The sequence below is a fragment of the Streptomyces sp. NPDC032940 genome (genome assembly GCF_040636935.1).
In the GTDB taxonomy this organism is placed as follows: domain Bacteria; phylum Actinomycetota; class Actinomycetes; order Streptomycetales; family Streptomycetaceae; genus Streptomyces.
This window is the reverse complement of sequence record NZ_JBEZVJ010000027.1, coordinates 89,882-111,883: the sequence shown is the minus strand read 5'-3', so window position 1 is coordinate 111,883 and position 22,002 is coordinate 89,882. Positions and strand designations below refer to the sequence as shown.

20 protein-coding genes are annotated in these 22,002 nt (G+C 72.7%); 17 read left to right on the top strand and 3 right to left on the bottom strand.

From position 1 onward, the window contains the following. Window positions 1-176 precede the first annotated feature (176 nt). On the bottom strand, window positions 177-986 hold the full coding sequence (locus tag AB0E77_RS27165) for an NAD(P)-dependent oxidoreductase (protein WP_361575215.1): 810 nt from the start codon (window positions 984-986) through the stop codon (window positions 177-179). A gap of 299 nt (window positions 987-1,285) precedes the next feature. Between AB0E77_RS27165 and AB0E77_RS27160 the strand changes: the two genes are divergently transcribed. Next, window positions 1,286-2,236 carry a 5-dehydro-4-deoxyglucarate dehydratase gene (locus AB0E77_RS27160; protein ID WP_361575212.1) on the top strand — a complete coding sequence of 317 codons (951 nt, stop codon included), beginning with the start codon at window positions 1,286-1,288 and terminating at the stop codon, window positions 2,234-2,236. Continuing rightward, complete coding sequence (locus AB0E77_RS27155) at window positions 2,233-3,396, top strand: hypothetical protein (RefSeq protein WP_361575209.1); 1,164 nt, start codon at window positions 2,233-2,235, stop codon at window positions 3,394-3,396. The genes AB0E77_RS27160 and AB0E77_RS27155 overlap by 4 nt, the downstream gene beginning before the upstream one ends. Here the strand turns inward: AB0E77_RS27155 and AB0E77_RS27150 are convergent. Further along, window positions 3,339-4,619 carry an MFS transporter gene (locus AB0E77_RS27150; RefSeq protein ID WP_361575206.1) on the bottom strand — a complete coding sequence of 427 codons (1,281 nt, stop codon included), beginning with the start codon at window positions 4,617-4,619 and terminating at the stop codon, window positions 3,339-3,341. The genes AB0E77_RS27155 and AB0E77_RS27150 overlap by 58 nt on opposite strands. 139 nt (window positions 4,620-4,758) lie before the next feature. Here AB0E77_RS27150 and AB0E77_RS27145 point away from each other — a divergent pair, with 139 nt between their 5' ends. The 15 genes from AB0E77_RS27145 (at window position 4,759) to AB0E77_RS27075 (ending at window position 21,064) form a co-directional block, all read left to right on the top strand. Next, window positions 4,759-5,376 carry a TIGR03086 family metal-binding protein gene (locus AB0E77_RS27145; RefSeq protein ID WP_361575203.1) on the top strand — a complete coding sequence of 206 codons (618 nt, stop codon included), beginning with the start codon at window positions 4,759-4,761 and terminating at the stop codon, window positions 5,374-5,376. A 46-nt stretch (window positions 5,377-5,422) separates the two neighbouring features. Then, complete coding sequence (locus AB0E77_RS27140) at window positions 5,423-6,175, top strand: MBL fold metallo-hydrolase (protein ID WP_361575200.1); 753 nt, start codon at window positions 5,423-5,425, stop codon at window positions 6,173-6,175. A 132-nt stretch (window positions 6,176-6,307) separates the two neighbouring features. After that, the gene (locus AB0E77_RS27135) at window positions 6,308-6,976 is read left to right on the top strand and encodes a GntR family transcriptional regulator (RefSeq protein WP_361575198.1); all 669 of its coding nucleotides are present in this window, start codon (window positions 6,308-6,310) and stop codon (window positions 6,974-6,976) included. Further along, entirely contained in the window at window positions 6,973-7,881 is a 909-nt protein-coding gene (locus AB0E77_RS27130) for a dihydrodipicolinate synthase family protein (protein ID WP_361575195.1), read from the top strand. The genes AB0E77_RS27135 and AB0E77_RS27130 overlap by 4 nt, the downstream gene beginning before the upstream one ends. Beyond that, the gene (gene araD / locus AB0E77_RS27125) at window positions 7,878-9,608 is read left to right on the top strand and encodes an L-arabinonate dehydratase (RefSeq protein ID WP_361575192.1); all 1,731 of its coding nucleotides are present in this window, start codon (window positions 7,878-7,880) and stop codon (window positions 9,606-9,608) included. Before AB0E77_RS27130 ends, araD begins: the two co-directional genes overlap by 4 nt. Window positions 9,609-9,766: 158 nt before the next feature. Next, complete coding sequence (locus tag AB0E77_RS27120; RefSeq protein WP_361575189.1) at window positions 9,767-10,702, top strand: sugar ABC transporter permease; 936 nt, start codon at window positions 9,767-9,769, stop codon at window positions 10,700-10,702. After that, window positions 10,699-11,595, top strand: coding sequence for a carbohydrate ABC transporter permease (locus AB0E77_RS27115; protein ID WP_225638650.1), 897 nt, complete (start codon window positions 10,699-10,701; stop codon window positions 11,593-11,595). The genes AB0E77_RS27120 and AB0E77_RS27115 overlap by 4 nt, the downstream gene beginning before the upstream one ends. Continuing rightward, the gene (locus AB0E77_RS27110) at window positions 11,592-12,749 is read left to right on the top strand and encodes a Gfo/Idh/MocA family oxidoreductase (protein WP_361575186.1); all 1,158 of its coding nucleotides are present in this window, start codon (window positions 11,592-11,594) and stop codon (window positions 12,747-12,749) included. Before AB0E77_RS27115 ends, AB0E77_RS27110 begins: the two co-directional genes overlap by 4 nt. Then, window positions 12,746-13,591, top strand: coding sequence for a PmoA family protein (locus AB0E77_RS27105; protein WP_361575183.1), 846 nt, complete (start codon window positions 12,746-12,748; stop codon window positions 13,589-13,591). The genes AB0E77_RS27110 and AB0E77_RS27105 overlap by 4 nt, the downstream gene beginning before the upstream one ends. Window positions 13,592-13,653: 62 nt before the next feature. Then, complete coding sequence (locus AB0E77_RS27100; RefSeq protein ID WP_361575180.1) at window positions 13,654-15,180, top strand: family 43 glycosylhydrolase; 1,527 nt, start codon at window positions 13,654-13,656, stop codon at window positions 15,178-15,180. Between the two features lie 168 nt (window positions 15,181-15,348). Continuing rightward, entirely contained in the window at window positions 15,349-16,713 is a 1,365-nt protein-coding gene (locus tag AB0E77_RS27095) for a sugar ABC transporter substrate-binding protein (protein WP_361575177.1), read from the top strand. Window positions 16,714-16,823: 110 nt separating this feature from the next. Then, complete coding sequence (locus AB0E77_RS27090) at window positions 16,824-17,615, top strand: rhamnogalacturonan acetylesterase (protein ID WP_361575174.1); 792 nt, start codon at window positions 16,824-16,826, stop codon at window positions 17,613-17,615. A gap of 31 nt (window positions 17,616-17,646) precedes the next feature. Then, window positions 17,647-18,981 carry a polysaccharide lyase family 1 protein gene (locus tag AB0E77_RS27085; protein ID WP_361575171.1) on the top strand — a complete coding sequence of 445 codons (1,335 nt, stop codon included), beginning with the start codon at window positions 17,647-17,649 and terminating at the stop codon, window positions 18,979-18,981. A gap of 77 nt (window positions 18,982-19,058) precedes the next feature. Next, a complete protein-coding gene (locus AB0E77_RS27080; protein WP_361575168.1) occupies window positions 19,059-20,165 on the top strand; it encodes a pectinesterase family protein in 1,107 nt (368 codons plus the stop codon). Window positions 20,166-20,263: 98 nt separating this feature from the next. Then, window positions 20,264-21,064: an HAD family acid phosphatase gene (locus AB0E77_RS27075; RefSeq protein ID WP_361575165.1), complete on the top strand. Its 801-nt coding sequence runs from the start codon at window positions 20,264-20,266 to the stop codon at window positions 21,062-21,064. A 62-nt stretch (window positions 21,065-21,126) separates the two neighbouring features. On the opposite strand, the gene AB0E77_RS27070 is transcribed toward AB0E77_RS27075, so the two are convergent. Next, window positions 21,127-21,960, bottom strand: coding sequence for a pectate lyase (locus tag AB0E77_RS27070; RefSeq protein ID WP_361575163.1), 834 nt, complete (start codon window positions 21,958-21,960; stop codon window positions 21,127-21,129). Between the last annotated feature and the right edge of the window lie 42 nt (window positions 21,961-22,002).

Below are 22,002 nucleotides of genomic sequence, written 5' to 3'. Positions count from 1 at the left end.
GGGGGGGGGGGGGGGGGGGGGGGGGGGGGGGGGGGGGGGGGGGGGGGGGGGGGGGTTGGGGGGGGGGGGGGGGGGGGGGGGGGGGGGGGGGGGGCGGGGGGGGGGGGGGCCGCGTGCGGGGGGGGGGGGGGGGCCGGCGCGGGCCCCCCCCCCCCCGCCGTGGGGTCGTGTTCCGGTCAGTACGGCCAGATCGGGGGGTCGGTCACGAAGTGACCGCCGAGGCACGCGTGCGCAGGGTCGTCCGGGTCGAGCTCGCCCTGCTCGGCGACGAGCTTCTCGGCGTACGGCTCGGAGTCGTCCTGCGGCTCGTAGCCGAGCGCCCGCGCGGAGGTGAGGTCCCACCACAGCCGGGTGTTGGCGGAGGAGCCGTGGACGACGGTGTGGCCGACGTTCTCCGCGGTGAGGGCCGCGTGCAGGAGACGGGCGCCGTCGGCGGGGCTCATCCACACCGAGAGCATGCGCACGCTGGTCGGCTCGGGGAAGCAGGACCCGATGCGGACCGAGACGGTCTCCAGGCCGTGCTTGTCCCAGTAGAGCTGGGCGAGGTCCTCGCCGAAGCACTTGGACAGGCCGTAGAAGGTGTCCGGGCGGCGCGGGGTGTCGACCGGGATGAGGGGGTCGTCGCCCTGCGGGCGCGGGGTGTAGCCGACGGCGTGGTTGGAAGAGGCGAAGACGATGCGCCCGACACCCTCCTCGCGGGCGGCCTCGTACAGGTGGTACGTGCCCTCGATGTTCGCCTTGAGGATCTTCTCGAAGGGGGCTTCCAGGGAGATGCCGGCGAGGTGGATGATCGCGTCGACGCCCCGGACCGCCTCGCGCACGGCGTCCCGGTCGGCGAGGTCGGCGACGATCGCGTCCGGCTCGCCCTCGACCGGGCGCAGGTCGAGCAGGCGCAGCTCGTAGCCGTAGCCGGGGAGCAGGTCCCGCATCAGGGTGCCGAGGCCGCCGGCGGCGCCGGTGAGCAGAACGGTGCGGGGAGCGGGCATCCTCGGGGTCTCCTGGGGTCTCCTCGAAGCGGGCGCCATGCGTATGCGCGTATGGCGTTCATATGCGTGGACACGCTAAGGAGAGGAAGGGTGACCCGTCAAGTGTCCCGGCGGAGCGCCACGACGGCGACGCGGAAGCGGCAGGGCAGCGGCAGGGAAGCGGCGCGGAAGTCGCGCGGAAGCGAAGGATCCGCTGGTGCGCCGGGAGGGGGTGCGCTTGACCGGCCTCCGGTGGCGGCTTAGCGTGGAGGCGTTCAGAAATATAGACGCAGATCATACATATGGAACGGGGAGTGCTCGTGACCTCAGCCCCTCTCGCCGCCCGGCTCACCGTCCCCAGCGGGCCGCTGTTCTTCCCCGTCACGGCGTACGGCCCCGGCGGCGACATCGACCTCGACGTCTACCGCGCGCACGTGCGCCGCGGCATCGACGCCGGGGCCGCCGCCGTGTTCGCCTGCTGCGGCACCGGGGAGTTCCACGCGCTCACGCCCGAGGAGTTCCAGGACTGCGTGCGGGCGGCCGTGGAGGAGGCGGCCGGACGCGTGCCCGTCGTCGCCGGCGCGGGCTACGGCACCGCGCTCGCCGTGCGCTACGCCCGGCTCGCCGAGGAAGCGGGGGCCGACGGCCTGCTCGCCATGCCGCCGTACCTGGTCGTCGCCGGGCAGGAGGGGCTGCTGCGGCACTACCGGGAGGTGGCGGCCGCGACCTCCCTGCCGGTGATCGTCTACCAGCGGGACAACGCCGTGTTCACCCCGGAGACGGTGGTCGAACTGGCCCGCACGGACGGGGTGATCGGCCTCAAGGACGGACTCGGCGACCTCGACCTGATGCAGCGCATCGTCAGCGCCATGCGCACGGAGCTGCCCGGCGAGGACTTCCTCTACTGCAACGGACTGCCGACCGCCGAGCAGACCCAGCTCGCCTACCGCGCCCTCGGCATCACCCTCTACTCGTCCGCCGTCTTCTGCTTCGCCCCCGAGGTCGCCCTCGCCTTCCACCGGGCGCTCCACACCGGCGACGAGGCCACCGCGCACCGACTGCTGGACGGCTTCTACCGGCCCTTCGTCGAACTGCGCGACCAGGGCCGCGGATACGCCGTCGCCCTGGTCAAGGCGGGCGTACGGCTGCGCGGCCTGGACGTGGGGGAGGTCCGGGCGCCGCTGCACGAGCCGAGCGAGGACCACGTCAAACAGCTCGCGCAGCTCACCGACCGCGGATACGCGCTGCTCGCAGAGGGGACCGACCAGTGAGGGCATCGGCGTTCGTCTACCCGTGGGACGTCAACGGCGACCCCGGGGCGGCCGGGTTCGTCGCCGGCCTGGGCGTGGACCAGGTGACACTGGCCTCCGCCTACCACTCCACCCGCGCCCTCACCCCCCGCCACCCGCGCCACCGCGTCGTCACCGCCGAGCACGCCGCCGTCCTCTACCCGCCGGACGCCACCCGCTGGGAGGGCCGCGAACTGCGCCCCTACGAGGCCGGCGACTGGGCGCCGGGCGACGCCTGGGGCGAGGCCGCGGAAACCCTCGCGGCGGCGGGCCTGGAGGTGCACACCTGGGTCGTCCTCGCCCACAACTCCCGCCTGGGCGCCGAGCATCCGCACACCTCGGTCGTCAACGCCTACGGCGACCGCTACCCCTGGGCACCCTGCATCGCACAGCCCGCCACGCGCGCGTACCTCACCGACCTGGCCGCGGAGGCGGCGGTACGTCCCGGGGCGCGCGGCACGGAGCTGGAGTCCCTCGGCTGGTACGGGCTGGCCCACCTCCACGCCCACGACAAGACCGCCGGGGTGCCGCTCGGCGACGCCGGCCACTACCTGATGTCGCTCTGCTTCTGCCCGACCTGCCGCTCGGGCTACGACGCCCAGGGCCTCGACCCCGACGCCCTGGCCGCGGCGGTGCGCGCCGCGCTGGAGCCGGTGTGGCAGGGGGCCGCGCCGTCGGACGGGGGCTGGGCGGGCGTGGAGAAACTCCTCGGCGAGACGCGGGCGAACGCGACGCGCACATGGCGGGACATGACCGCGCGCACCCTCCAGGAAGCGGCGGTCACCGCGGTCCGTGCGGCGGCACCCACCGGCTTCCAGGTCCTGCTGCACGCGGACCCGGTGTCGTACCACTGCGGCGCCAACGCGGGCGTGGACCCCGCGCACATCCTCTCCGTCGCGGACGGCGTGGTCGTCCCCTGCACCGGCGGGGCGGGTCTGCTGACGCCGTTCGCGGAGGCGGCCGGTGCCGGCTCCGTCCTCGCCGCCAACCTGACGGTGGTCTCCGGCATGGGCGGCAGCCCCGGCACCCTGGCGACGGACGCGGCCCGGGCACGCGCGCTGGGGGCGACAGAGCTGCGGCTGTATCACGCGGGATTGGCTTCGGACGGGGATCTGGAGGGGGTGCGGGTGGGGTTGGGATGAGAGGCGCGGATCAGTGCCGCAGCCGTCGCCAGCAGTGCCGCGCCCGTGGTGGGGAGCAGCAGGAGCAGGTCCGTGTGTTCCACCAGGGCCGCTCCCGCCGCCAGGCCGAGGACGTTCGGTGCGAAGAGCAGGGAGTTGGCGGTGGCGCTCGTCCGGCCCAGCAGTCGCCCCGGCGTCTCGTGCTGGACCGCGGTCAGTGCCGCGATCAGGGCCGCCGGCATCCCCGCGCCCGCCGTCGCGAAGGACAGCAGGGCCACCGCGTCGTGCGGTACCGCGCGTGCCGTCACCGAGATCGCCAGCAGCGTGATCCCGGCCGCCGCGAACCGTCGCTCGCCCAGGCGTCGCAGCGCCGGCCCCGCCAGCAGGCCGACCGCCACCGACCCGGCGCCCTGGACGGCGTACAGCGCGCCGGCGTACGCGGGGGAGTGGCCGAGGGCGTCGACGACGGCGTACACCGTCGCCCCGCAGACGCCCGCGCACAGCATCATGACGCCGCCCGCGAGGACGAGCGGGCGCAGGCGCGGGTGCCGCCACAGGTACCGGGCACCCTCGGCGGTCTGCCGGCGCCGGCGAGCCGGGGGGTGCTCGGGCGGTGCCTCCCGTACCCGCAGGGCCGCGTACAGGGCCGTGGCCAGGACGAACGTCGCCGCGTCCAGCACCGCCACGCTCGCGCCGCCGTACGCTGCGTAGATGCCCGCGCCCGCCGGCGGCGCCACCAGCTTCATGCCCTCCGTCGCCGTCGTGCGCAGGCCGTTGAAGTCGCCGAGCAGGCCGGGGGCGACCGCCGTAGCGACGAGCGCCGACTCGGCCGCGTCGTGGACGACGCCCACCGCGCCGTACACGAACAGCACCGCGAACAGCAGCCACACCGTGTCCGGAGAGTCCACAGCGAAGAGGGTGGGCAGGAGGCCGGCCAGGAGCAGGCTGCCGGTGATCAGCAGCGGCTTGCGGCGGACGCGGTCGGCCAGTGTGCCCAGCGCCGGGCCCAGGAGGGTCGGTGTCCACAGGGCCAGCACACACAGTGCCGCCAGTCCGTCCGAGCCGGTGAGGTCCTTCACCCACACGCCGGACACCAGCCACAGCGCCGAGGTGCCGAAGCCGGACACCACCACCCCGGAGAGGTACAGACCCGCGTTCCGGTCGCGCAGGGCGCGGAGCGCCGGCCAGGCTCCCCGCGTCGTCTCCCTCGTCCTGCTCGTGTGAGGTGTTCTCGGTGCCGTCATGCCTGGGATGGTGGGCCTAAGGCACGGGGGCGGGCATCGGGCAGGTGCCCTAGGGGCGGGGGTCTCGACCGATGAGTTCCGCGGTCGTCGCCGGTCTACCGACCGAGAGAGCCCGCCGCGCCGCACCGAGGAGCAGCCCATGAGTCCCCAGGACACCCCCGACCGCACCCCCACCCTCGACCTCGGGCCGCAGGCGCGGATCGTGGCGCGTCTCGCCGAGGGGGTCGGCGATGCGGCGCTCGAGGACCCCACGCCGTGTCCCGACATGGCCGTCCGTAATCTGCTCGGGCATCTGACCGGCCTGGCCGCCGCCTTTCGCGACGCCGCGCGCAAGGACCTGGGCGCCACCACCGACACGAGCCCCGACGCGAGCGTGCCGGACATCGGGCCCGGCTGGCGCGAGCAGCTGCCCAAGGTGCTCGACGAGCTAGCCGACGCCTGGCGGGCCCCGGAGGCCTGGACCGGCATGACCCGGGCCGGCGGCCTCGACCTGCCCGGCGCGGTCGCCGGTGCTGTGGCCGCCGACGAGCTGGTGATCCACGGCTGGGACCTCGCCCGTGCCACCGGCCAGGAGTACACGCCCGACCCGGCCGCGCTCCAGGCATCGCACGGCTTCCTCGCCGCCGCCGCGGAGGAGTCCGACGGAGGGGGCGGCATCTTCGGCCCCGTCGTCCCCGTCCCGGACGACGCCCCGCTGCTGGACCGTGCGGTGGGCCTCAGTGGTCGTGACCCGGGCTGGACCCGGCCGGTGCTCTAGGGGAGCACAGGGCCTTCGCCCCGGCGGCGCCGCATAGCCTCCCCGCATGACCCTCACCCTCACCGTCCTCGGCACCGCCTCCCCGCACCCGGCTCCGGACCGGCCCTGCTCCGGTCATCTGCTGCGCGGTGAGGGTGCCGAGGTGTGGGTGGACGCCGGGACCGGGACGTTCGCGGAGTTGCAGCGGCACACCGATCCGGCGCGGTTGAGCGCCATCTGGATATCCCACCTCCACGCGGATCACACCGCTGACCTGCCGGCCGCCTGCTACGCCTTCGCCTACGGGGGAATGACCCCGGCCTCCCCCATCCCCCTCTACGCCCCGCAGGGCTGCGCCGAGCGCCTCGCCGGGTTCTTCGGACGGCCGGACACCCACTTCCTCGGTGACGTCTTCGACGTCAGGACGCTGTACGACGGCCACACCGCCCGGCACGGCGGGGTAACCCTCACCGCCCGCGCGGTCCGGCACGACTGCGAGGCGTACGGGCTGCGGGCCGAGGGCGCAGGCCGGGTCCTCGCCTACTCGGGGGACAGCGGACCGTGCGCCGCGCTCACCGGCCTCGCCCGCGACGCCGACCTCTTCCTGTGCGAGGCGGACATCGACACGCATCGCGAAGGCGAACAAGTGCACCTCACGCCCGAGGACGCGGGTGACACCGCCCGCGAGGCCGGTGCCCGGCGCCTGCTCGTCACGCACGTCGGGCCCACCCTCACCCCCGCGACGGCCACCGCTCGGGCCGCCGCGGCGTTCGGCGGTCCCACCGCCACCGCCCGCGTAGGGCACACCGTCGACGTATGAGCAGGGCCCGACGAGCCCCCGAACTTTCTTTTGTCAGAAGCATTGACGCCGCCCCTCGCCCCTCCTACCTTCAACGCGTCGTACTCCGTACGTCATATATGAGACGCGATATGTGAGATCCGAGAGGCGCGCATGACCTCTGTGCCCACGCCGATCCCCTCCCGCACGCAGTACGTGCTGGAGGAGATCAAACGCCGCATCCTGACCGGACGCCTGACGCCCGGTCAGGCCCTGGTCGAGACCGACCTCGCCGCCCAGTTCGGGGTGTCCAAGACACCCGTGCGCGAAGCGCTCAAGACCCTGGCCGGCACCGGACTGGTCGTGATGAGCCAGTACAAGGGCGTCACCGTGCGCATGGTGGACGCGGACATGGCGCGCGAGGTCTACGACGTGCGGCTGCTCCTGGAGCCGGAGGCGCTCAAGCGCGCGGTGCGCCGCGGTGCCTCCCTGGACGCCGCCCGCGACGCGCTGTCCCGGGCCGACCAGGCCACGGACACGGCCGAACGGTCGCTCGCCAACCGCGAGTTCCACCGCGCCCTGTACCTGCCGTGCGGCAACCCGCTGCTCGGCCGGATGCTCGACGAGGTGCGCGATCAGGCGGCCCTCGTCTCCGCCGTCGCCTGGGCCGCCGACCCCTCCTGGGAGAGGGAGGCCGGCGAGCACCAGGAGATCCTGCGCCTCGCCCTCGCCGGTGACGCGGACGGCGCGGCCCGCGCCCTGCACGCGCACATCGCGTCGTTCGTCGAGCGGGCCTTCCCCGGAGCGGGGACCGAGGCCCAGGAAGAGGTCGGTCAGGCATGACAACGACGTTCGAGACCCAGCGGGCGGCCCTGGCCGACGTGGTGGCGATCCCGGTGACCCCGTTCGCCGAGGACGGCTCCGTCGACCCCGCCGCCTACCGGGCCCTGCTGCGTCGTCTCCTCGACGCCGGCATCACGACCCTCACCCCCAACGGAAACACCGGCGAGTTCTACGCCCTCGATCCGGCCGAGCGCCGCCTCGTCACCGAGCTGACCCTCGAGGAGGCCGGCGAGGGTGCCGCAATCCTGGTCGGCGTCGGCCACGACGTGCCGACCGCGGTGGCCTCCGCGCGGCACGCCCGCGAGCTGGGCGCCCAGATGGTGATGGTCCACCAGCCCGTCCACCCCTACGTCTCCCAGGGCGGCTGGGTCGACTACCACCGCGCGATCGCCGAGGCCGTGCCCGACCTGGGCGTCGTGCCCTACCTGCGCAACCCCCAGCTCCCCGGCGCCCGCCTCGCCGAACTCGCCGACCACTGCCCCAACGTCCTCGGCGTCAAGTACGCCGTCCCGGACGCGGCCCGCTTCGCCGCCTTCGCCCGCGACGCCGGCCTCGAGCGCTTCGTCTGGGTCGCGGGGCTCGCCGAGCCGTACGCCCCCTCGTACTTCTCGGCGGGCGCCACCGGCTTCACCTCGGGGCTCGTGAACGTCGCCCCGGCCGTTTCGCTGAACATGATCGAAGCGCTTCGATCCGGCGACTACGCGGCCGCCATGAAGGTCTGGGAGCAGATCCGCCGCTTCGAGGAACTGCGCGCCGCCAACGGATCCGCCAACAACGTCACCGTGGTCAAGGAGGCCCTTGCCTCGCTGGGCCTGTGCCGTCGCGAGGTCCGTCCGCCGAGCAAGCCGCTGCCCGAGAGCGAGCGCGCCGAGGTCGCCGCCATCGCCGCGGGGTGGTCCATATGACCGGCCGGAAGCCGCCCGAGGAGCTCCGCAGCCACCAGTGGTACGGCACCGACGGCCTGCGCTCCTTCAGCCACCGCGCCCGCACCCGCCAGCTCGGCTACCTGCCCGAGGAGCACCTCGGCAAGCCGGTCATCGCGATCCTCAACACCTGGTCCGACATCAACCCCTGCCACGTCCACCTCCGCGACCGGGCCCAGGCCGTGAAGCGGGGCGTGTGGCAGGCGGGCGGCTTCCCGCTGGAGTTCCCGGTCTCCACGCTCAGCGAGACCTTCCAGAAGCCGACCCCGATGCTCTACCGCAACCTCCTCGCCATGGAGACCGAGGAGCTGCTGCGCTCCTACCCGGTCGACGGCGCCGTGCTGATGGGCGGCTGCGACAAGTCCACGCCCGCCCTGCTCATGGGCGCCGCCAGCGTCGACCTGCCCGCCGTGTTCGTGCCCGCCGGGCCCATGCTCCCCGGGCACTGGCGCGGCCATACCCTCGGCTCCGGCACCGACATGTGGAAGTACTGGGACGACAAGCGGGCCGGTCTCATCGGCGACTGCGAGATGCTGGAGCTGGAGAGCGGCCTGGCCCGCTCGCCCGGCCACTGCATGACGATGGGCACCGCCTCCACGCTGACCGCCGCCGCCGAGGCCCTCGGCGTCACGGTCCCGGGCGCCTCCAGCATCCCCGCCGTCGACTCCGGGCACGACCGGATGGCCGCCGCGGCCGGCATGCGCATCGTCGAACTCGTCCACCGGGACCGCAGGCTGAGCGACATCCTCACCGCGGACGCCTTCGAGGACGCCGTCACCACCGTGCTCGGCCTCGGCGGCTCCACCAACGCCGTGATCCACCTGATCGCCATGGCGGGCCGCGCGGGCGTCACCCTCACCCTCGACGACTTCGACCGCATCGCCCGCACCGTCCCCGTACTGGCCAACGTCCGCCCCGGCGGACAGACGTACCTGATGGAGGACTTCCACTTCGCCGGCGGCCTGCCCGGCTTCCTCTCCCGCATCACCGATCTGCTCCACCTGGACCGGCCCACCGTCTCGCACGACACGATGCGCGAGCAGCTCGACGGTGCCCTCGTCCACGACGACGACGTCATCCGGCCCCGGCACAACCCCGTCGCGGACGAGGGCGGGGTCGCCGTGCTGCGCGGCAACCTCTGCCCCGACGGCGCCGTCATCAAGCACATCGCCGCCGAGCCGCACCTGCTCAAGCACACCGGTCCCGCCGTCGTCTTCGACGACTACCGGACCATGCAGCGCACCATCAACGACCCGGAGCTGGGCATCACCGCCGACAGCGTGCTCGTGCTCCGCAACGCCGGACCCAAGGGCGGTCCCGGCATGCCCGAGTACGGCATGCTGCCCATCCCCGACCACCTGCTCAAGCAGGGTGTGCGGGACATGGTGCGGATCTCCGACGCCCGGATGAGCGGCACGAGCTACGGCGCGTGCGTGCTGCACGTGGCACCCGAGTCGTACGTCGGCGGGCCGCTCGCGCTGGTACGCACCGGCGACCCGATCACCCTCGACGTCGAGGCGCGCTCCCTCCAGCTCCACGTGGACGACGAGGAACTGGAGCGCCGCAGGGCCGCCTGGACGCCGCCGCCCGCCCGCTACGAACGCGGCTACGGCGCCCTCTACGACGAACAGATCACCCAGGCCGACACCGGCTGCGACTTCGAGTTCCTCGCCCGCCCGGGCTCGGTGCAGGACCCGTACGCCGGCTGATCCCCCACCCCCCCCCCGCGGCAGCGGGGCACCGCACACCCACGCACCTCGAGAAAGCGCTTCCCGGCGAGCACCACGCCGCCGCGCCCCCCGCCCCGCGCCGCAGGCGCACCGCACAGGCACCACCCACGCACGACGTACCAGAACGGAGAACTGTCATGGCCCAAGCCGCAGCCGTGGCGAAACCGCCCGCGCCACCCCGGCGGCGCCGTGCCTCCGCCACGCCGCGCAGGCTCCCGTACCTGCTGATCGGTCCCGCCGCCCTGCTGATGCTGGGCTTCATCGCCTACCCGGTCATCAGCGTCTTCTACTACAGCCTGCAGGACTACAACCCCACCAAGCCGTGGCGGAACGGCTTCGCGGGCCTCGACAACTTCGTCAGGATCTTCACCGACGACCCGCAGTTCTGGGACACCCTCGTCTTCAGCGCCAAGTGGGTCTTCGTCGAGGTCGGACTCCAGCTGCTGTTCGGCCTGGCGCTGGCGCTCATCGTCAACCAGACCTTCGTGGGCCGGGGGATCGGGCGTGCCCTCGTCTTCTCCCCCTGGGCCGTCTCCGGCGTGCTGACCTCCGCGATCTGGGTGCTGCTCTACAACTCCCAGACCGGCATCACCCGTTACCTCGCCGACATGGGCATCGGCTCCTACGGCACCAGCTGGCTCTCGGACACCTCGACGGTGTTCTCCGCCGCGGTCGTCGCCGACCTGTGGCGCGGCGTGCCCTTCTTCGCGATCCTCATCCTCGCCGACCTCCAGTCCGTCTCGAAGGACCTCTACGAGGCCGCCGAGGTCGACGGGGCCAGCCGGATCAAGCAGTTCTGGCACATCACCCTGCCCCACCTGAAGGACGCGATCATCCTGTCCACGCTGCTGCGCGCGGTGTGGGAGTTCAACAACGTGGACCTGCTCTACACCCTGACCGGCGGCGGACCCGCGGGCGAGACCACGACCCTGCCCCTCTACATCGCCAACACCAGCGTCGACGCGCACAACTTCGGCTACGCGTCGGCCCTCACCACGGTCGCGTTCGTGATCCTGCTCTTCTGCTCGATCGTCTACCTGCGGCTGAGCAAGTTCGGAGGCGAGAACAAGTGATCACCAAGGAGGCCCCCGCGCCCGCGCCCGCACCCGTGCGGGCCGGCCAGGAACCGCCGCGCCCCACGAAGAAGCGCCCCGCCTGGGACGAGGTCCCCCGCTGGCAGATCTACCTGCCGCTCGGCATCTACCTGGTCTTCACCCTGATCCCGTTCTACTGGATCCTGCTCTTCGCGGTGCGCCCGGCCGGCTCGACCTCGCTCGTGCCCTGGCCCCTCACCTTCGAGCACTTCGAGAAGGTGTGGACCGACCGCGCCTTCGGCACCTTCTTCCAGAACAGCGTGCTGGTCGGCCTCGCCACCCTGGTCATGACGACGCTCGTCGCCCTGGCCGGCGGCTACGCCCTCGCCCGGTTCGACTTCAAGGTCAAGCGGGGCTTCATGCTCGCCCTGCTCTGCTCCCAGTTCGTGCCCGGCGCGCTGCTGCTGGTCCCGCTGTTCGAGATCTTCGCCGAGCTGAAGATGATCAACTCGCTGGGCAGCGTCATCATCGCCGAGACGGTCTTCCAGCTGCCGCTGTCGATGATCCTGATCAGCAACTTCATCAAGAACGTGCCGTACTCCCTGGAGGAGGCCGCCTGGGTCGACGGCTGCGGGCGGTTCCGGGCCTTCCGGATCGTCGTGCTGCCGCTGCTGCGCCCCGGCCTGATCGCCGTCGGCTCCTTCGCCTTCGTGCACTCCTGGAACCACTTCCTGTTCGCCCTGATGTTCCTCAACGACCAGGGCAAGCAGACCATCCCGGTCGGCCTCAACACCCTGATGAGCGCGGACAGCGTCGACCTCGGCGCGCTCGCCGCCGGCGGCATCATCGCCGCCGTGCCCGTCGTGATCGTCTTCGCCTTCATCCAGAAGTGGCTGATCACCGGCTTCAGCGCGGGGGCGGTGAAGGGATGAGCCGGGTTCCCGTCGTCCTCGCCGGCGCCCGCGGCCACGGCCGCTGGCACGTCGCCAACATCCGCCGCCTGGAGCGGGCGGGCCTGGTCCGCCTGGCCGGCATCTGCGAGCTCACCCCGCTGAACGAGGAGGAGGCCGGCGGTGAACTCCCCGAGCAGTCGCCCGACTTCGGTGCCCTGCTCGACTCCACCGGCGCCCGGATCGCCGTGATCTGCACGCCGATCCCCACCCACACCGACCTCGCGCTGACCGCCGCCCGCCGGGGCGTGCACCTGCTGCTCGAGAAGCCCCCGGCACCGTCGTACGCCGAGTTCCGGCGCATGGCCGACGGGGTCGCCGAGGCCGGCGTCGCCTGCCAGGTCGGGTTCCAGTCGCTGGGCTCGCACGCCGTGCCCGCCATCCGGGCGCTGATCGCCGAGGGCGCGGTCGGCGAGGTCGTGGGCGTCGGCGGGGCCGGGGCCTGGGTGCGCGACGAGGCCTACTTCCGCCGTGCGCCCTGGGCCGGCCGGCGGCGGCTGGACGGCGCCGACGTGATCGACGGCGCGCTGACCAACCCCCTCGCGCACGCCGTCGCCACCGCCCTCGCCCTCGGCGGCACCGCCCGCGCCGAGGACGTCGCCGGCATCGAGACCGAGCTGAGCCACGCCAACGACATCGAGGCCGACGACACCTCCTGCGTACGGGTCACCACCACGCGGGGCCACCGGGTCACCGTCGCCGCGACCTTGTGCGCGGAGCGGGCCGGCGAACCGTACGTCCTGGTGCACGGCAGCAGCGGACGGATCACCTTCTGGTACAAGCAGGACCGCGTCCTGCTCCAGCGCGCGGGCCACGGACCCGAGGAGTTCGAGCACGGCCGCACCGACCTGTTGGAGAACCTGGTCGACCACCTCACCACCGGTGCCGCGCTGCTGGTCCCGCCCGCCGGGACCGGCGCCTTCATGCGGGTCGTGGAGGCGATCCGCCGGGCCCCCGACCCGGAGCCGCTGCCCGACGGCGCCTGGCGCCCCGTCCCCGGCGAGCGGCGCCGCGTGGTCCCCGGCATCGACGGCCTCGTGGCCGCCGCCGCCGACACCCTCTCCCTGTACTCCGAACTCGGCGCCCCCTGGGCCGCGCGCACGGAGCACCCGCTGAAAGAGGTGAGCACCCGATGACCGGCCCCGACTCCCCGGTACTGCGCGTGGCCGGCCGCCCCGTCGGCCGGTACGTCACCCGGCCCGAGCTGCCCGTCCGGCTCTCCCCGCGCCCCTATCTGCACCCCGTCACCACCCTGGCCGGCACCGTCGTCACCGAGTTCAACCCCGCCGACCACCTCCATCACCTCGGCGTCGGTGTCGCCGTTCCCGACGTCGAGGGCCACAACTTCTGGGGCGGGCGCACCTACGTCCGCGACCAGGGACCGACCGAGCTGGACAACCACGGCGCCCAGCGGCACACCGCCTTCCAGCTCCGCGACCCCGACGGCTTCGTCGAGGAACTGCGCTGGGTCGCCGCCGGCACCGAGCTGCTGCGCGAACGCCGCACCGTCGCGGCCACCGGACTCACGGACGTCGCCTGGGCGCTGGACTTCACCTTCTCCCTCACCAACGTCACCCCGGACCCCGTCACCATCGGCAGCCCCGCGACCAACGGGCGCCCCGGCGCGGCCTACGGCGGCTTCTTCTGGCGGGCCCGTAAGGAGAGCACGGCCCCGCACGTCTTCACCGCCGACCGCGCGGGCGAGCAGGCCGTGCACGGCCGCACCGCCGACTGGCTCGCCCTCACCGGCGCCACCTGGTCCCTGGTCTTCGCCGGCGCCACCGAACGCACCCGGCGCGACCCGTGGTTCGTGCGCACCGAGGAGTACCCGGGCGTCGGCTCCTCCCTGGCCCACGGCGAGCGGCTGCCGCTCGCCCCCGGCGACACCCTCGTCCGCCGCGTCGTCACCGTCGTCGCCGACGGCCGTCTCGACGCGGAGGGCGCGGCGGCCCTCGTACGGAAGGCGGTGGCGCCGTGACCGCTGAGCGCATGGAAGGCGGTGGCGCCGTGACCGCTGAGCGCGCGGAAGGCGGTGGCGCCGTGACCGCCGGAATCCCCGAGACCGCGGACACCTACACCAACCCGATCCTGAACGCCGACTGGTCCGACCCGGACGTCCTCCGCGTCGGCGACGACTTCTACCTGACCGCCTCCAGCTTCGGCCGCGCCCCCGGCCTGCCGCTGCTGCACTCGCGGGACCTGGTCAACTGGACTCTGGCCGGCCACGCGCTGGAGCGCCTCGAACCTGCGGACGCCTTCGCCGCGCCCCGGCACGACTGCGGCGTCTGGGCCCCGTCCCTGCGCCACCACGCCGGCCGCTTCTGGATCTTCTGGGGCGACCCCGACCAGGGCGTCTTCCAGGTCAACGCCCCCGAGATCCGGGGCCCGTGGACCGCGCCGCACCTGGTGAAGGCCGGCAAGGGCCTGATCGACGCCTGCCCCCTGTGGGACGAGGAGACCGGCGAGGCCTACCTGGTGCACGCCTGGGCCCGCTCCCGCTCCGGCGTCAAGAACCGCCTCACCGGGCACCGCATGCACCCCGACGGCACCGGGCTCCTCGACGAGGGCAAGGTGATCGTGGACGCCGACCGCATCCCGGGCTGGTTCACCCTGGAGGGCCCCAAGCTCTACCGGCACGACGGCTGGTTCTGGATCCTGGCGCCCGCCGGGGGAGTGGAGACCGGCTGGCAGGGAGCCTTCCGCTCCCGTGACTTCTTCGGCCCGTACGAGGAGAAGGTCGTCCTGGAGCAGAAGGACACCGACGTCAACGGCCCCCACCAGGGCGGCTGGGTGCGGACCGCGGCCGGCGAGGACTGGTTCCTGCACTTCCAGCAGCGCGGCGCGTACGGCAGGGTGGTCCACCTCCAGCCGATGACCTGGGGCGCGGACGGCTGGCCGGTCCTCGGCGACGACGGCGCGCCGGTGACCGCCCACCGGCGCCCCGCGCTGCCGCCGCAGCCGCCCGCCGCGCCCGCGACCGACGACGCCTTCCCCGGCGGACGGTACGGACGCCAGTGGTCCTGGACGGCCAACCCCGGCGACGGCTGGGCCATCGCGCACTCCGGGGACGCGCTCCGGCTCGCCTGCCTGCGCACGGCCGACGCGCACGACCTGCGCAGACTGCCGAACGTCCTCACCCAGCGCCTGCCCGGCCTGCCGTCGACGGTGGAGGTGGAGCTGCGGCTGGACAGCACGGAGCCGGGCGCCCGGGCCGGGCTCGCGGTGCTCGGCGACGCCTACCGGTGGATCGGGCTCCAGCGGGGAGCGGACGGGGCGGTGCACCTGGTGCACCGGTTCGCCGAGACCGTGGCCGAGGCCGAACGCGACGCCGACCACCCCCGCCTCGCGCCCGGGGGACGGGTGCGGCTGCGGATCGAGACGGCGCCCGGGGCGCGCTGCCGCTTCTCCTACGACCTCGGCGGCGGCCCCCGGCCCACCGGCCAGGTCTTCGCCGCCACCCCGTGGCGCTGGGTCGGCGCCCTGCTCGGCCTGTTCGCGCTCGCGCCCGAGGGGGCGGGGCCCGCCGGGGCCGCCGAGTTCACCCGGTTCCGGATCCGCCCCCAGTGACCAACCCACCCGTACGCCTGTCGGGAGCCGCCATGACACACCTCCGCAGCAAGCGCTTGCCGCAGAAGCGGTCCGGCACCCACTGAGTCACCCGCAGCACCCATCCACAGACCCCCCACGTTGTTCAGCACCGCACCGTTGGATCCAGAAGAAGAAGAGAGCCGACCAATGAAGATCAGCATGCGCAGCAGCAGAAGCACCGGCAGGCGCCGGACGACCGCCGCCGTCGCCCTGGGGGCCGTGCTCGCGCTGACCGCCACCGCCTGCGGTGACGACGGCAGCGGGGCGGGCGGCGACAAGGGCGCCGAGGGCAGCGGCAAGGGGAAGATCGTCTTCTGGGACAACAACGGCGGCATCCGCACGGCCGTGTGGAAGGAGATCATCGCCGACTTCGAGAAGGCCAACCCGGACATCGACGTCGAGTACGTGGGCATCGCCGCCACCGAGTACCAGTCCAAGGTCGACACCGCCATCCAGGGCGGCGGCCTGCCCGACGTCGGCGGCGTCGGCGCGGCGATGCTCGCCGGGTTCTCCGCCCAGAACGCGCTGGAGCCGCTGGACAACCGGCTCACCGGCTCGTCCCTCAACGGCAGGGTCAACAAGGACATGATCGAGTCGCTGCGGGCCGCCGGCGGCGGCGACGGCCGGCTCTACTCGGTGCCGACCTCGGCCAACAACGGCGTCCTCTACTACCGCACCGACCTGTTCGACAAGGCGGGCCTCGAGGCGCCGACGACCTGGGACGCCTTCTACACGGCCGCCGAGAAGCTGACCGCCGCGGGCAAGAACGAGTTCGGCTACACCATCCGCGGCGGCTCCGGCTCCATCGCCCAGGCCCTCGACGCGATGTACGGGCAGTCCGGCATCACCTCCTTCTGGGACGCGGACAAGAAGAAGACCACGGTCAACGACCCGAAGAACGTGGAGGCGCTGGAGAAGTACGCGGCGCTCTACAAGAAGGTCACGCCGGCCGCGGACGTCAACAACGACTTCGCCAAGATGGTCGCCCAGTGGGACTCCGGCACGATCGGCATGCTCAACCACAACCTGGGCTCCTACCAGGACCATGTGAAGGCGCTCGGCGTCGACAAGTTCCGCGGCATCCCGCAGCCGGTGGGCGCCTCCGGCAAGCGGGTCCAGGTCTCCAACCCGGTCGACGGGCTCGGGCTGTTCAAGAGCTCCAAGAACAAGGAGGCCGCCTGGAAGTTCATCGAGTTCGCCACCTCGAAGGAGCAGAACTCGAAGTTCAACGAGTCGGCCGGGCAGGTGCCGTCGAACACGGACGCGGCGAAGGACGCGTGGATCTCCGAGGCCGAGCCGACGAAGCTGGCCGCCGAGGCGCTGAACGACGGCTCCACGACCATCGTCCAGCTGCCGTACTACCTGCCGGACTGGAACACCATCTCCAAGGCCGACAACGAGCCGAACTTCCAGAAGGTGCTGCTCGGCAAGATGAGCGCCAAGGACTTCCTCGACACGATGGCGGAGCAGCTGAACGAGGCGCAGGCCGAGTGGAACGAGCAGATGGGCTGACCGCCCCGAGCCGGACATCGCCGTGGGGCGGTCTGCGGACGGCGCAGGCTGCGGGCCGCCCCTGTCCCCTTCCCCCGTCTCCCTTTCCCTCGTCATGAAAGGCCCCCCACGTGTCACTCAGCCGAAGGCAGGTCACCGCGGCCGCGGTCGCCGCCGTCCCCCTCGCGTTCGCCGCGGGCACCGCACAGGCCGGCGCGCGCCGCCCCCGCACCCTCTACCTCGCCGGCGACTCCACCGCCGCCCAGAAGTACGCCGACGCCGCGCCCGAGACCGGGTGGGGCATGGCGCTGCCGTTCTTCCTCCACCGGCAACTGCTCGTCGCCGACCACGCCGTGAACGGGCGGAGTTCCAAGAGCTTCGTCGACGAGGGGCGGCTCGACGCGATCCTCGCGCTGATCCGGCCCGGCGATCTGCTCCTCGTCCAGTTCGCGCACAACGACGAGAAGGCCGAGGACCCCACCCGCCACACCGATCCCTGGACCACGTACCAGGAGCACCTGCGTCTGTACGTCGACGGCGCCCGGGCCCGCGGGGCGCGGCCCGTGCTGGCCACGCCCGTCGAGCGACGCCGCTTCGACGCGGCCGGCGACGCGGTCCCCACCCACGGTGAGTACCCGGCCGCGATGCGGGCGCTGGCCGCCGAGGAGGGCGTGGCGCTGCTCGACACGCAGGCGCTGTCGCTGGCCCTGTGGCAGCGGCTCGGCGCCGAGGAGACCAAGACGTACTTCAACTGGACCGCCACCGAGCAGGACAACACCCACTTCAACCCGCCGGGCGCGATCGAGGTGGCCCGGCTGGTCGCGCGGGAGCTGCTGCGCACGCGGGTGCTCGCGCACCGGGACGTGCGCCGACTGGACGAGGACGTTCCCGCGTCCTGGATCACCTGGCCGCAGCCCGCGTAGGAACCATCGACCCGAAACGGAGAGCCGCACCATGAGCACACAGAGATGGCATGGGCATGCCACAGCAAGAGTGGCCGCGCTGGCCGGCTGCACGGCCCTCGCGCTGAGCCTGACCGCCGCCGGAGCCGAGGCCCGCCCCGGCCACCACCACTCCACCGACCTCGCCCGCCAGACGCTGCCGGCGAAGGACGGCTGGGCCTCCCAGGGCACGGGCACCACCGGCGGTGCCGCCGCCGACGCAGCGCACGTGTACACGGTCACCACCTGGGCCGAGTTCAAGGCCGCCCTCGCCGCCGGCGGCGACGCGCCGCGGATCATCAAGGTGAAGGGCACCATCGACGCCGTCTCCGAGGGCTGCGACGCCTTCGCCGCCCCCGGCTACGACTTCGACGCCTACCTGAAGACGTACGCGCCCGAGACATGGGGCCTGGACACCGACCTGAGCGCCGAGCCCGACGACAGCCCCGAGGGACTGCGCCGCGCCTCCGCCGCCCGGCAGGACCAGTCGATCAAGGCGAACGTCCCGGCCGACACCACCATCATCGGCATCGGCAAGAACGCCGGCCTCAAGGGCGCCAGCCTGCAGATCAAGGGCGTGGACAACGTCATCGTCCGCAACCTCACCTTCGAGAGCCCCGTCGACTGCTTCCCGCAGTGGGACCCCACGGACGGCGACCGGGGCAACTGGAACTCCGAGTACGACAGCGCGGTCGTGTACGGCTCCACCCACGTCTGGCTGGACCACAACACCTTCACCGACGGCGAGCACCCCGACAGCGCGGCGCCCACCTACTTCGGCATGCTCTACCAGCAGCACGACGGACAGCTGGACGTCGTCAAGGGCGCCGACTACGTCACGGCCTCCTGGAACGTCTTCACCGAGCACGACAAGACGATCCTGATCGGCAACAGCGACAGCGAGTCCACCGCCGTCGGCGACCGCGGCCACCTCAAGGTCACCTTCCACCACAACCTGTTCGAGAACCTCGTCGAGCGCGCGCCCCGCGTCCGCTTCGGCCAGGTCGACGTCTACAACAACCACTTCGTGGCCTCGGACGACTACGCCTACAGCTTCGGCGTCGGCAAGGAGTCCGCACTCGTCGCCGAGCACAACGCCTTCACTCTCCCGGCCGGGGTCAGCGCCGCGAAGGTCCTCAAGAAGTGGAGCGAGGCACCGGTCACCGCCGCCCACAACCAGGTCAACGGCCGCACCGTCGACCTGATCGCCGTGCACAACGCGGAGATCCCGGGCGAGACCCTCCAGCGGGGCTCGGGCTGGACGCCCACCCTGCGCACCACGGTCCTCCCGGCGAAGGCCGTCCCCGCGGTCGTCGACCACGGCGCGGGCGCCGGCCGCCTGCGCTGACGCATCCCCGAACAGGGCCGGGGCGACCGCACCGCCCCGGCCCACCCCGGCACCGTCCCGCCCGAAGGAGTACACGCATGCACCGCACCGCCCCCTCCCGCAGAGGCTTCCTGTTCGCGACCGCCGGCGCCGGCGCCGCCCTCGGCCTCGCCGCCGGCCCGGCCCGGGCCGGCGGACGCCACCGCCCGTTCGGACGCCACGGCTCGCCGTCCGCCCGCCGCACCCCGAAGACCCTGTACGTCGACCCGCACGGCCGCGGCGACTTCACCTCCGTCCAGGCCGCCGTGACCGCCGCCGCCGGCAGCGGCTGGACGCTCGTCCTCGCGCCCGGCACCTACCGTGAGACCGTGACCGTCGACGCCACCCGCACCGACGCCACCTGGATCGGTGCCTCCGAGGACCCGCGCGACACCGTCATCGTCTTCGACAACGCGGCCGGCACCCCCAGGCCCGACGGTTCCGGCACCTACGGCACCAGCGGCTCGGCCACCACCACCGTGCAGGCCGACGGTTTCACCGCCCACCGGATCACCTTCGCCAACGACTGGCTGCGCGCCGACCACCCCGACTGGACCGGCACCCAGGCCGTCGCCCTCAAGGCCCAGGGCGACCGCACGGCGTTCCACCACTGCCGCTTCCTCGGCCACCAGGACACCCTCTACGCCGACACCCGCGCCCTCGGCCACTTCGCCCGCCAGTACTACGCCCACTGCCATGTCGAGGGCGACGTCGACTTCGTCTTCGGCCGGGCGACCGCCGTGTACGAGGACTGCCACTTCCGCACCCTCGACCGCACCGACCTCGCCGCCGCCCCCTACGGTTTCGTGTTCGCGCCGTCCACCGCGGGCGCCAACCCGCGCGGCTACCTCGTCACCCGAAGCCGTGTCAGCAGCGAGGCCCCCGACGGCCACTACAAGCTGGCCCGCCCCTGGGTGCCCAGCTCCGACACCACCGCCCGCCCCATGCTCACCGTGCGCGAGACCCACCTCGGCACGGGCATCGACGCGGCCGCGCCCTACGCCGACATGCGCGCCGACCACCCATGGCAGGAGCAGCGGTTCCGCGAGTACCGCAACACCGGCCCCGGCGCGGCAGTCACCGTCCCGGAGAACCGGCCCCAGCTGAGCCGCGCCGAGGCCGCGGCGCACACCAGGGCGGCGTACCTCGGCGACTGGCGTCCGTAGTCCCCGGCGCACTTGACGCGATTTTTGCCAGGTAAAGGGGTACCGATCCGGCCACAGCTCTCGCGCAGCAGGGGGTGACGCGCGTAGGACCGTGTCTCATGCAAAAGTCATCGCGCATCGCCGCCGTCACCGCCGCCTGCGCCGTCGCCGGTGCCGCCCTCTACGGCACGGGTGCGGCCACCGCCGGCCAGTCCACGGCCAACTCCACGCACGAGCCCTACAACATCGGGCAGTTGACCAAGGACATCGACGCCTACTACGGCACCACGGCCGACGCCGACGGTGTCTACCAGGCGTCCCCGGACAGCCAGTACGCCAAGGACCTGGCGAGCATCGACGCCGCGGCCAGGAAGCAGATCGACAAGGCGGCCCGCACGGCGGCGCACCACCGGGGCGAGCGGCCGGCGGTCGTCTTCGACATCGACGACACGCTGCTGCTCAGCCTCGACTACGAGAAGAAGAACAACTACGGCTACGACAGCGCCACCTGGGCCGCCTACGTCAACAAGGCAGACCGCCCCGCCGTGTTCGGCAGCCCGGGCCTGGTGCGCTACGCGGAGGAGAAGGGCGTCGAGGTCTTCTACAACTCCGGCCTGAGCGAGGCCCAGCGCGCCGCCGCCGTCGAGAACCTGAAGAAGGTGGGCGCGGACGTCAATCTCGACGCCGGCCACATGTTCCTCAAGGACAAGGCGAACCCGCCGTCCTACCTCGCCCACTGCGCCACCCCGGGCACCTGGACCTGCACCACCGTGCAGTTCAAGGCGGGCACCCGCCGCCACATCGAGCGGGACCTCGGGTACGACATCGTCGCCAACTTCGGCGACCAGTACTCCGACCTCCAGGGCGGATACGCCGACCGGACCTACAAGCTGCCCAACCCGACGTACTTCGTCGAGTGACCTGACGCGGTCGGGGAGCGCCCCCGCCGGCGACCGGCCGGCGGAGGCGCTCGCGCGGAGGGTCACTCGTAACTGATGTCCGCCGCGGTGAAGTTGCACGTCGTGCCGTAGGGGCCGGCCGGGGAGAGCTCCTTGGGCTCCTTGCCGGTGTTGTTGCCCTCGAAGCGGACGCAGGTCTCGATCTTCTTCTTGCTGTCGCCGTGGATGCGGATGTTGCGCAGCGCCGCGGTGTCGCCGTAGTTCTGGTTGACGCCGACGACGGACTTGCCGGGCGCGGTGACGTCCACGTCGTTGATGATGATCGTGCGCTGGTACTGCGTCTTGCAGTTGCCGCAGGAGCGCACCAGCTTGCCGAAGTTCTCGACCTGGAACTTGGTGACGACGAGCTTGCCCGCACCGTTGAACTGGAACACCTTGTCCTCGGCGTTCTTCGCGCCGCCCCCGTACACGGTGTACACGGCCGACGGGGAGGCGCCCTTGAAGCTGGCGGCGTCCTCGCCGACGTCCAGCCACCAGACGTTCTGCAGCGTGCAGGAGCCCTTGCAGTGCACGCCGTCCGCGGCCGGGGTGCCGATGATCACGTTCTTCAGCACGGCGCCGTCCGCCAGCTCGAAGATCGGGCCCTGGTCCTCGTCCTGGCCGGAGGTGCCGAGGTCGCCGGTGCCGTAGAACCTCTGCAGCTTGCCGTCGTAGGTGCCGGAGACCGGGATCGTGGACGAGACGGCCTTGCTGCCGGTCTCCGTCGGCCAGGACGTCGCGGCGCCGGCGGTGGACAGCATCGTCGTCGTGACGATCGCCGCGCCGGTGAGGCCCAGCGCGGCCGCCGAGGCGATCACCGCCCGTCGCCTGGAGACCCGGCGGCGGTGGCGGACGCGCTGTTCGGTAGGTGCAGTCATGCCCATGTCCTTGTGTGGAGGGGGAGTTGTCGCTCCCTGGTC

Bases quoted from the DNA above. Each gene is read 5' to 3' on its own strand.
- AB0E77_RS27165 (WP_361575215.1), bottom strand. From the start codon at position 986: ATGCCCGCTCCCCGCACCGTTCTGCTCACCGGCGCCGCCGGCGGCCTC.
- AB0E77_RS27150 (WP_361575206.1), bottom strand. From the start codon at position 4,619: ATGACGGCACCGAGAACACCTCACACGAGCAGGACGAGGGAGACGACG.
- AB0E77_RS27145 (WP_361575203.1), top strand. From the start codon at position 4,759: ATGAGTCCCCAGGACACCCCCGACCGCACCCCCACCCTCGACCTCGGG.
- AB0E77_RS27140 (WP_361575200.1), top strand. From the start codon at position 5,423: ATGACCCTCACCCTCACCGTCCTCGGCACCGCCTCCCCGCACCCGGCT.
- AB0E77_RS27135 (WP_361575198.1), top strand. From the start codon at position 6,308: ATGACCTCTGTGCCCACGCCGATCCCCTCCCGCACGCAGTACGTGCTG.
- AB0E77_RS27130 (WP_361575195.1), top strand. From the start codon at position 6,973: ATGACAACGACGTTCGAGACCCAGCGGGCGGCCCTGGCCGACGTGGTG.
- araD (WP_361575192.1), top strand. From the start codon at position 7,878: ATGACCGGCCGGAAGCCGCCCGAGGAGCTCCGCAGCCACCAGTGGTAC.
- AB0E77_RS27120 (WP_361575189.1), top strand. From the start codon at position 9,767: ATGGCCCAAGCCGCAGCCGTGGCGAAACCGCCCGCGCCACCCCGGCGG.
- AB0E77_RS27110 (WP_361575186.1), top strand. From the start codon at position 11,592: ATGAGCCGGGTTCCCGTCGTCCTCGCCGGCGCCCGCGGCCACGGCCGC.
- AB0E77_RS27105 (WP_361575183.1), top strand. From the start codon at position 12,746: ATGACCGGCCCCGACTCCCCGGTACTGCGCGTGGCCGGCCGCCCCGTC.
- AB0E77_RS27095 (WP_361575177.1), top strand. From the start codon at position 15,349: ATGAAGATCAGCATGCGCAGCAGCAGAAGCACCGGCAGGCGCCGGACG.
- AB0E77_RS27085 (WP_361575171.1), top strand. From the start codon at position 17,647: ATGAGCACACAGAGATGGCATGGGCATGCCACAGCAAGAGTGGCCGCG.
- AB0E77_RS27080 (WP_361575168.1), top strand. From the start codon at position 19,059: ATGCACCGCACCGCCCCCTCCCGCAGAGGCTTCCTGTTCGCGACCGCC.
- AB0E77_RS27075 (WP_361575165.1), top strand. From the start codon at position 20,264: ATGCAAAAGTCATCGCGCATCGCCGCCGTCACCGCCGCCTGCGCCGTC.
- AB0E77_RS27070 (WP_361575163.1), bottom strand. From the start codon at position 21,960: ATGACTGCACCTACCGAACAGCGCGTCCGCCACCGCCGCCGGGTCTCC.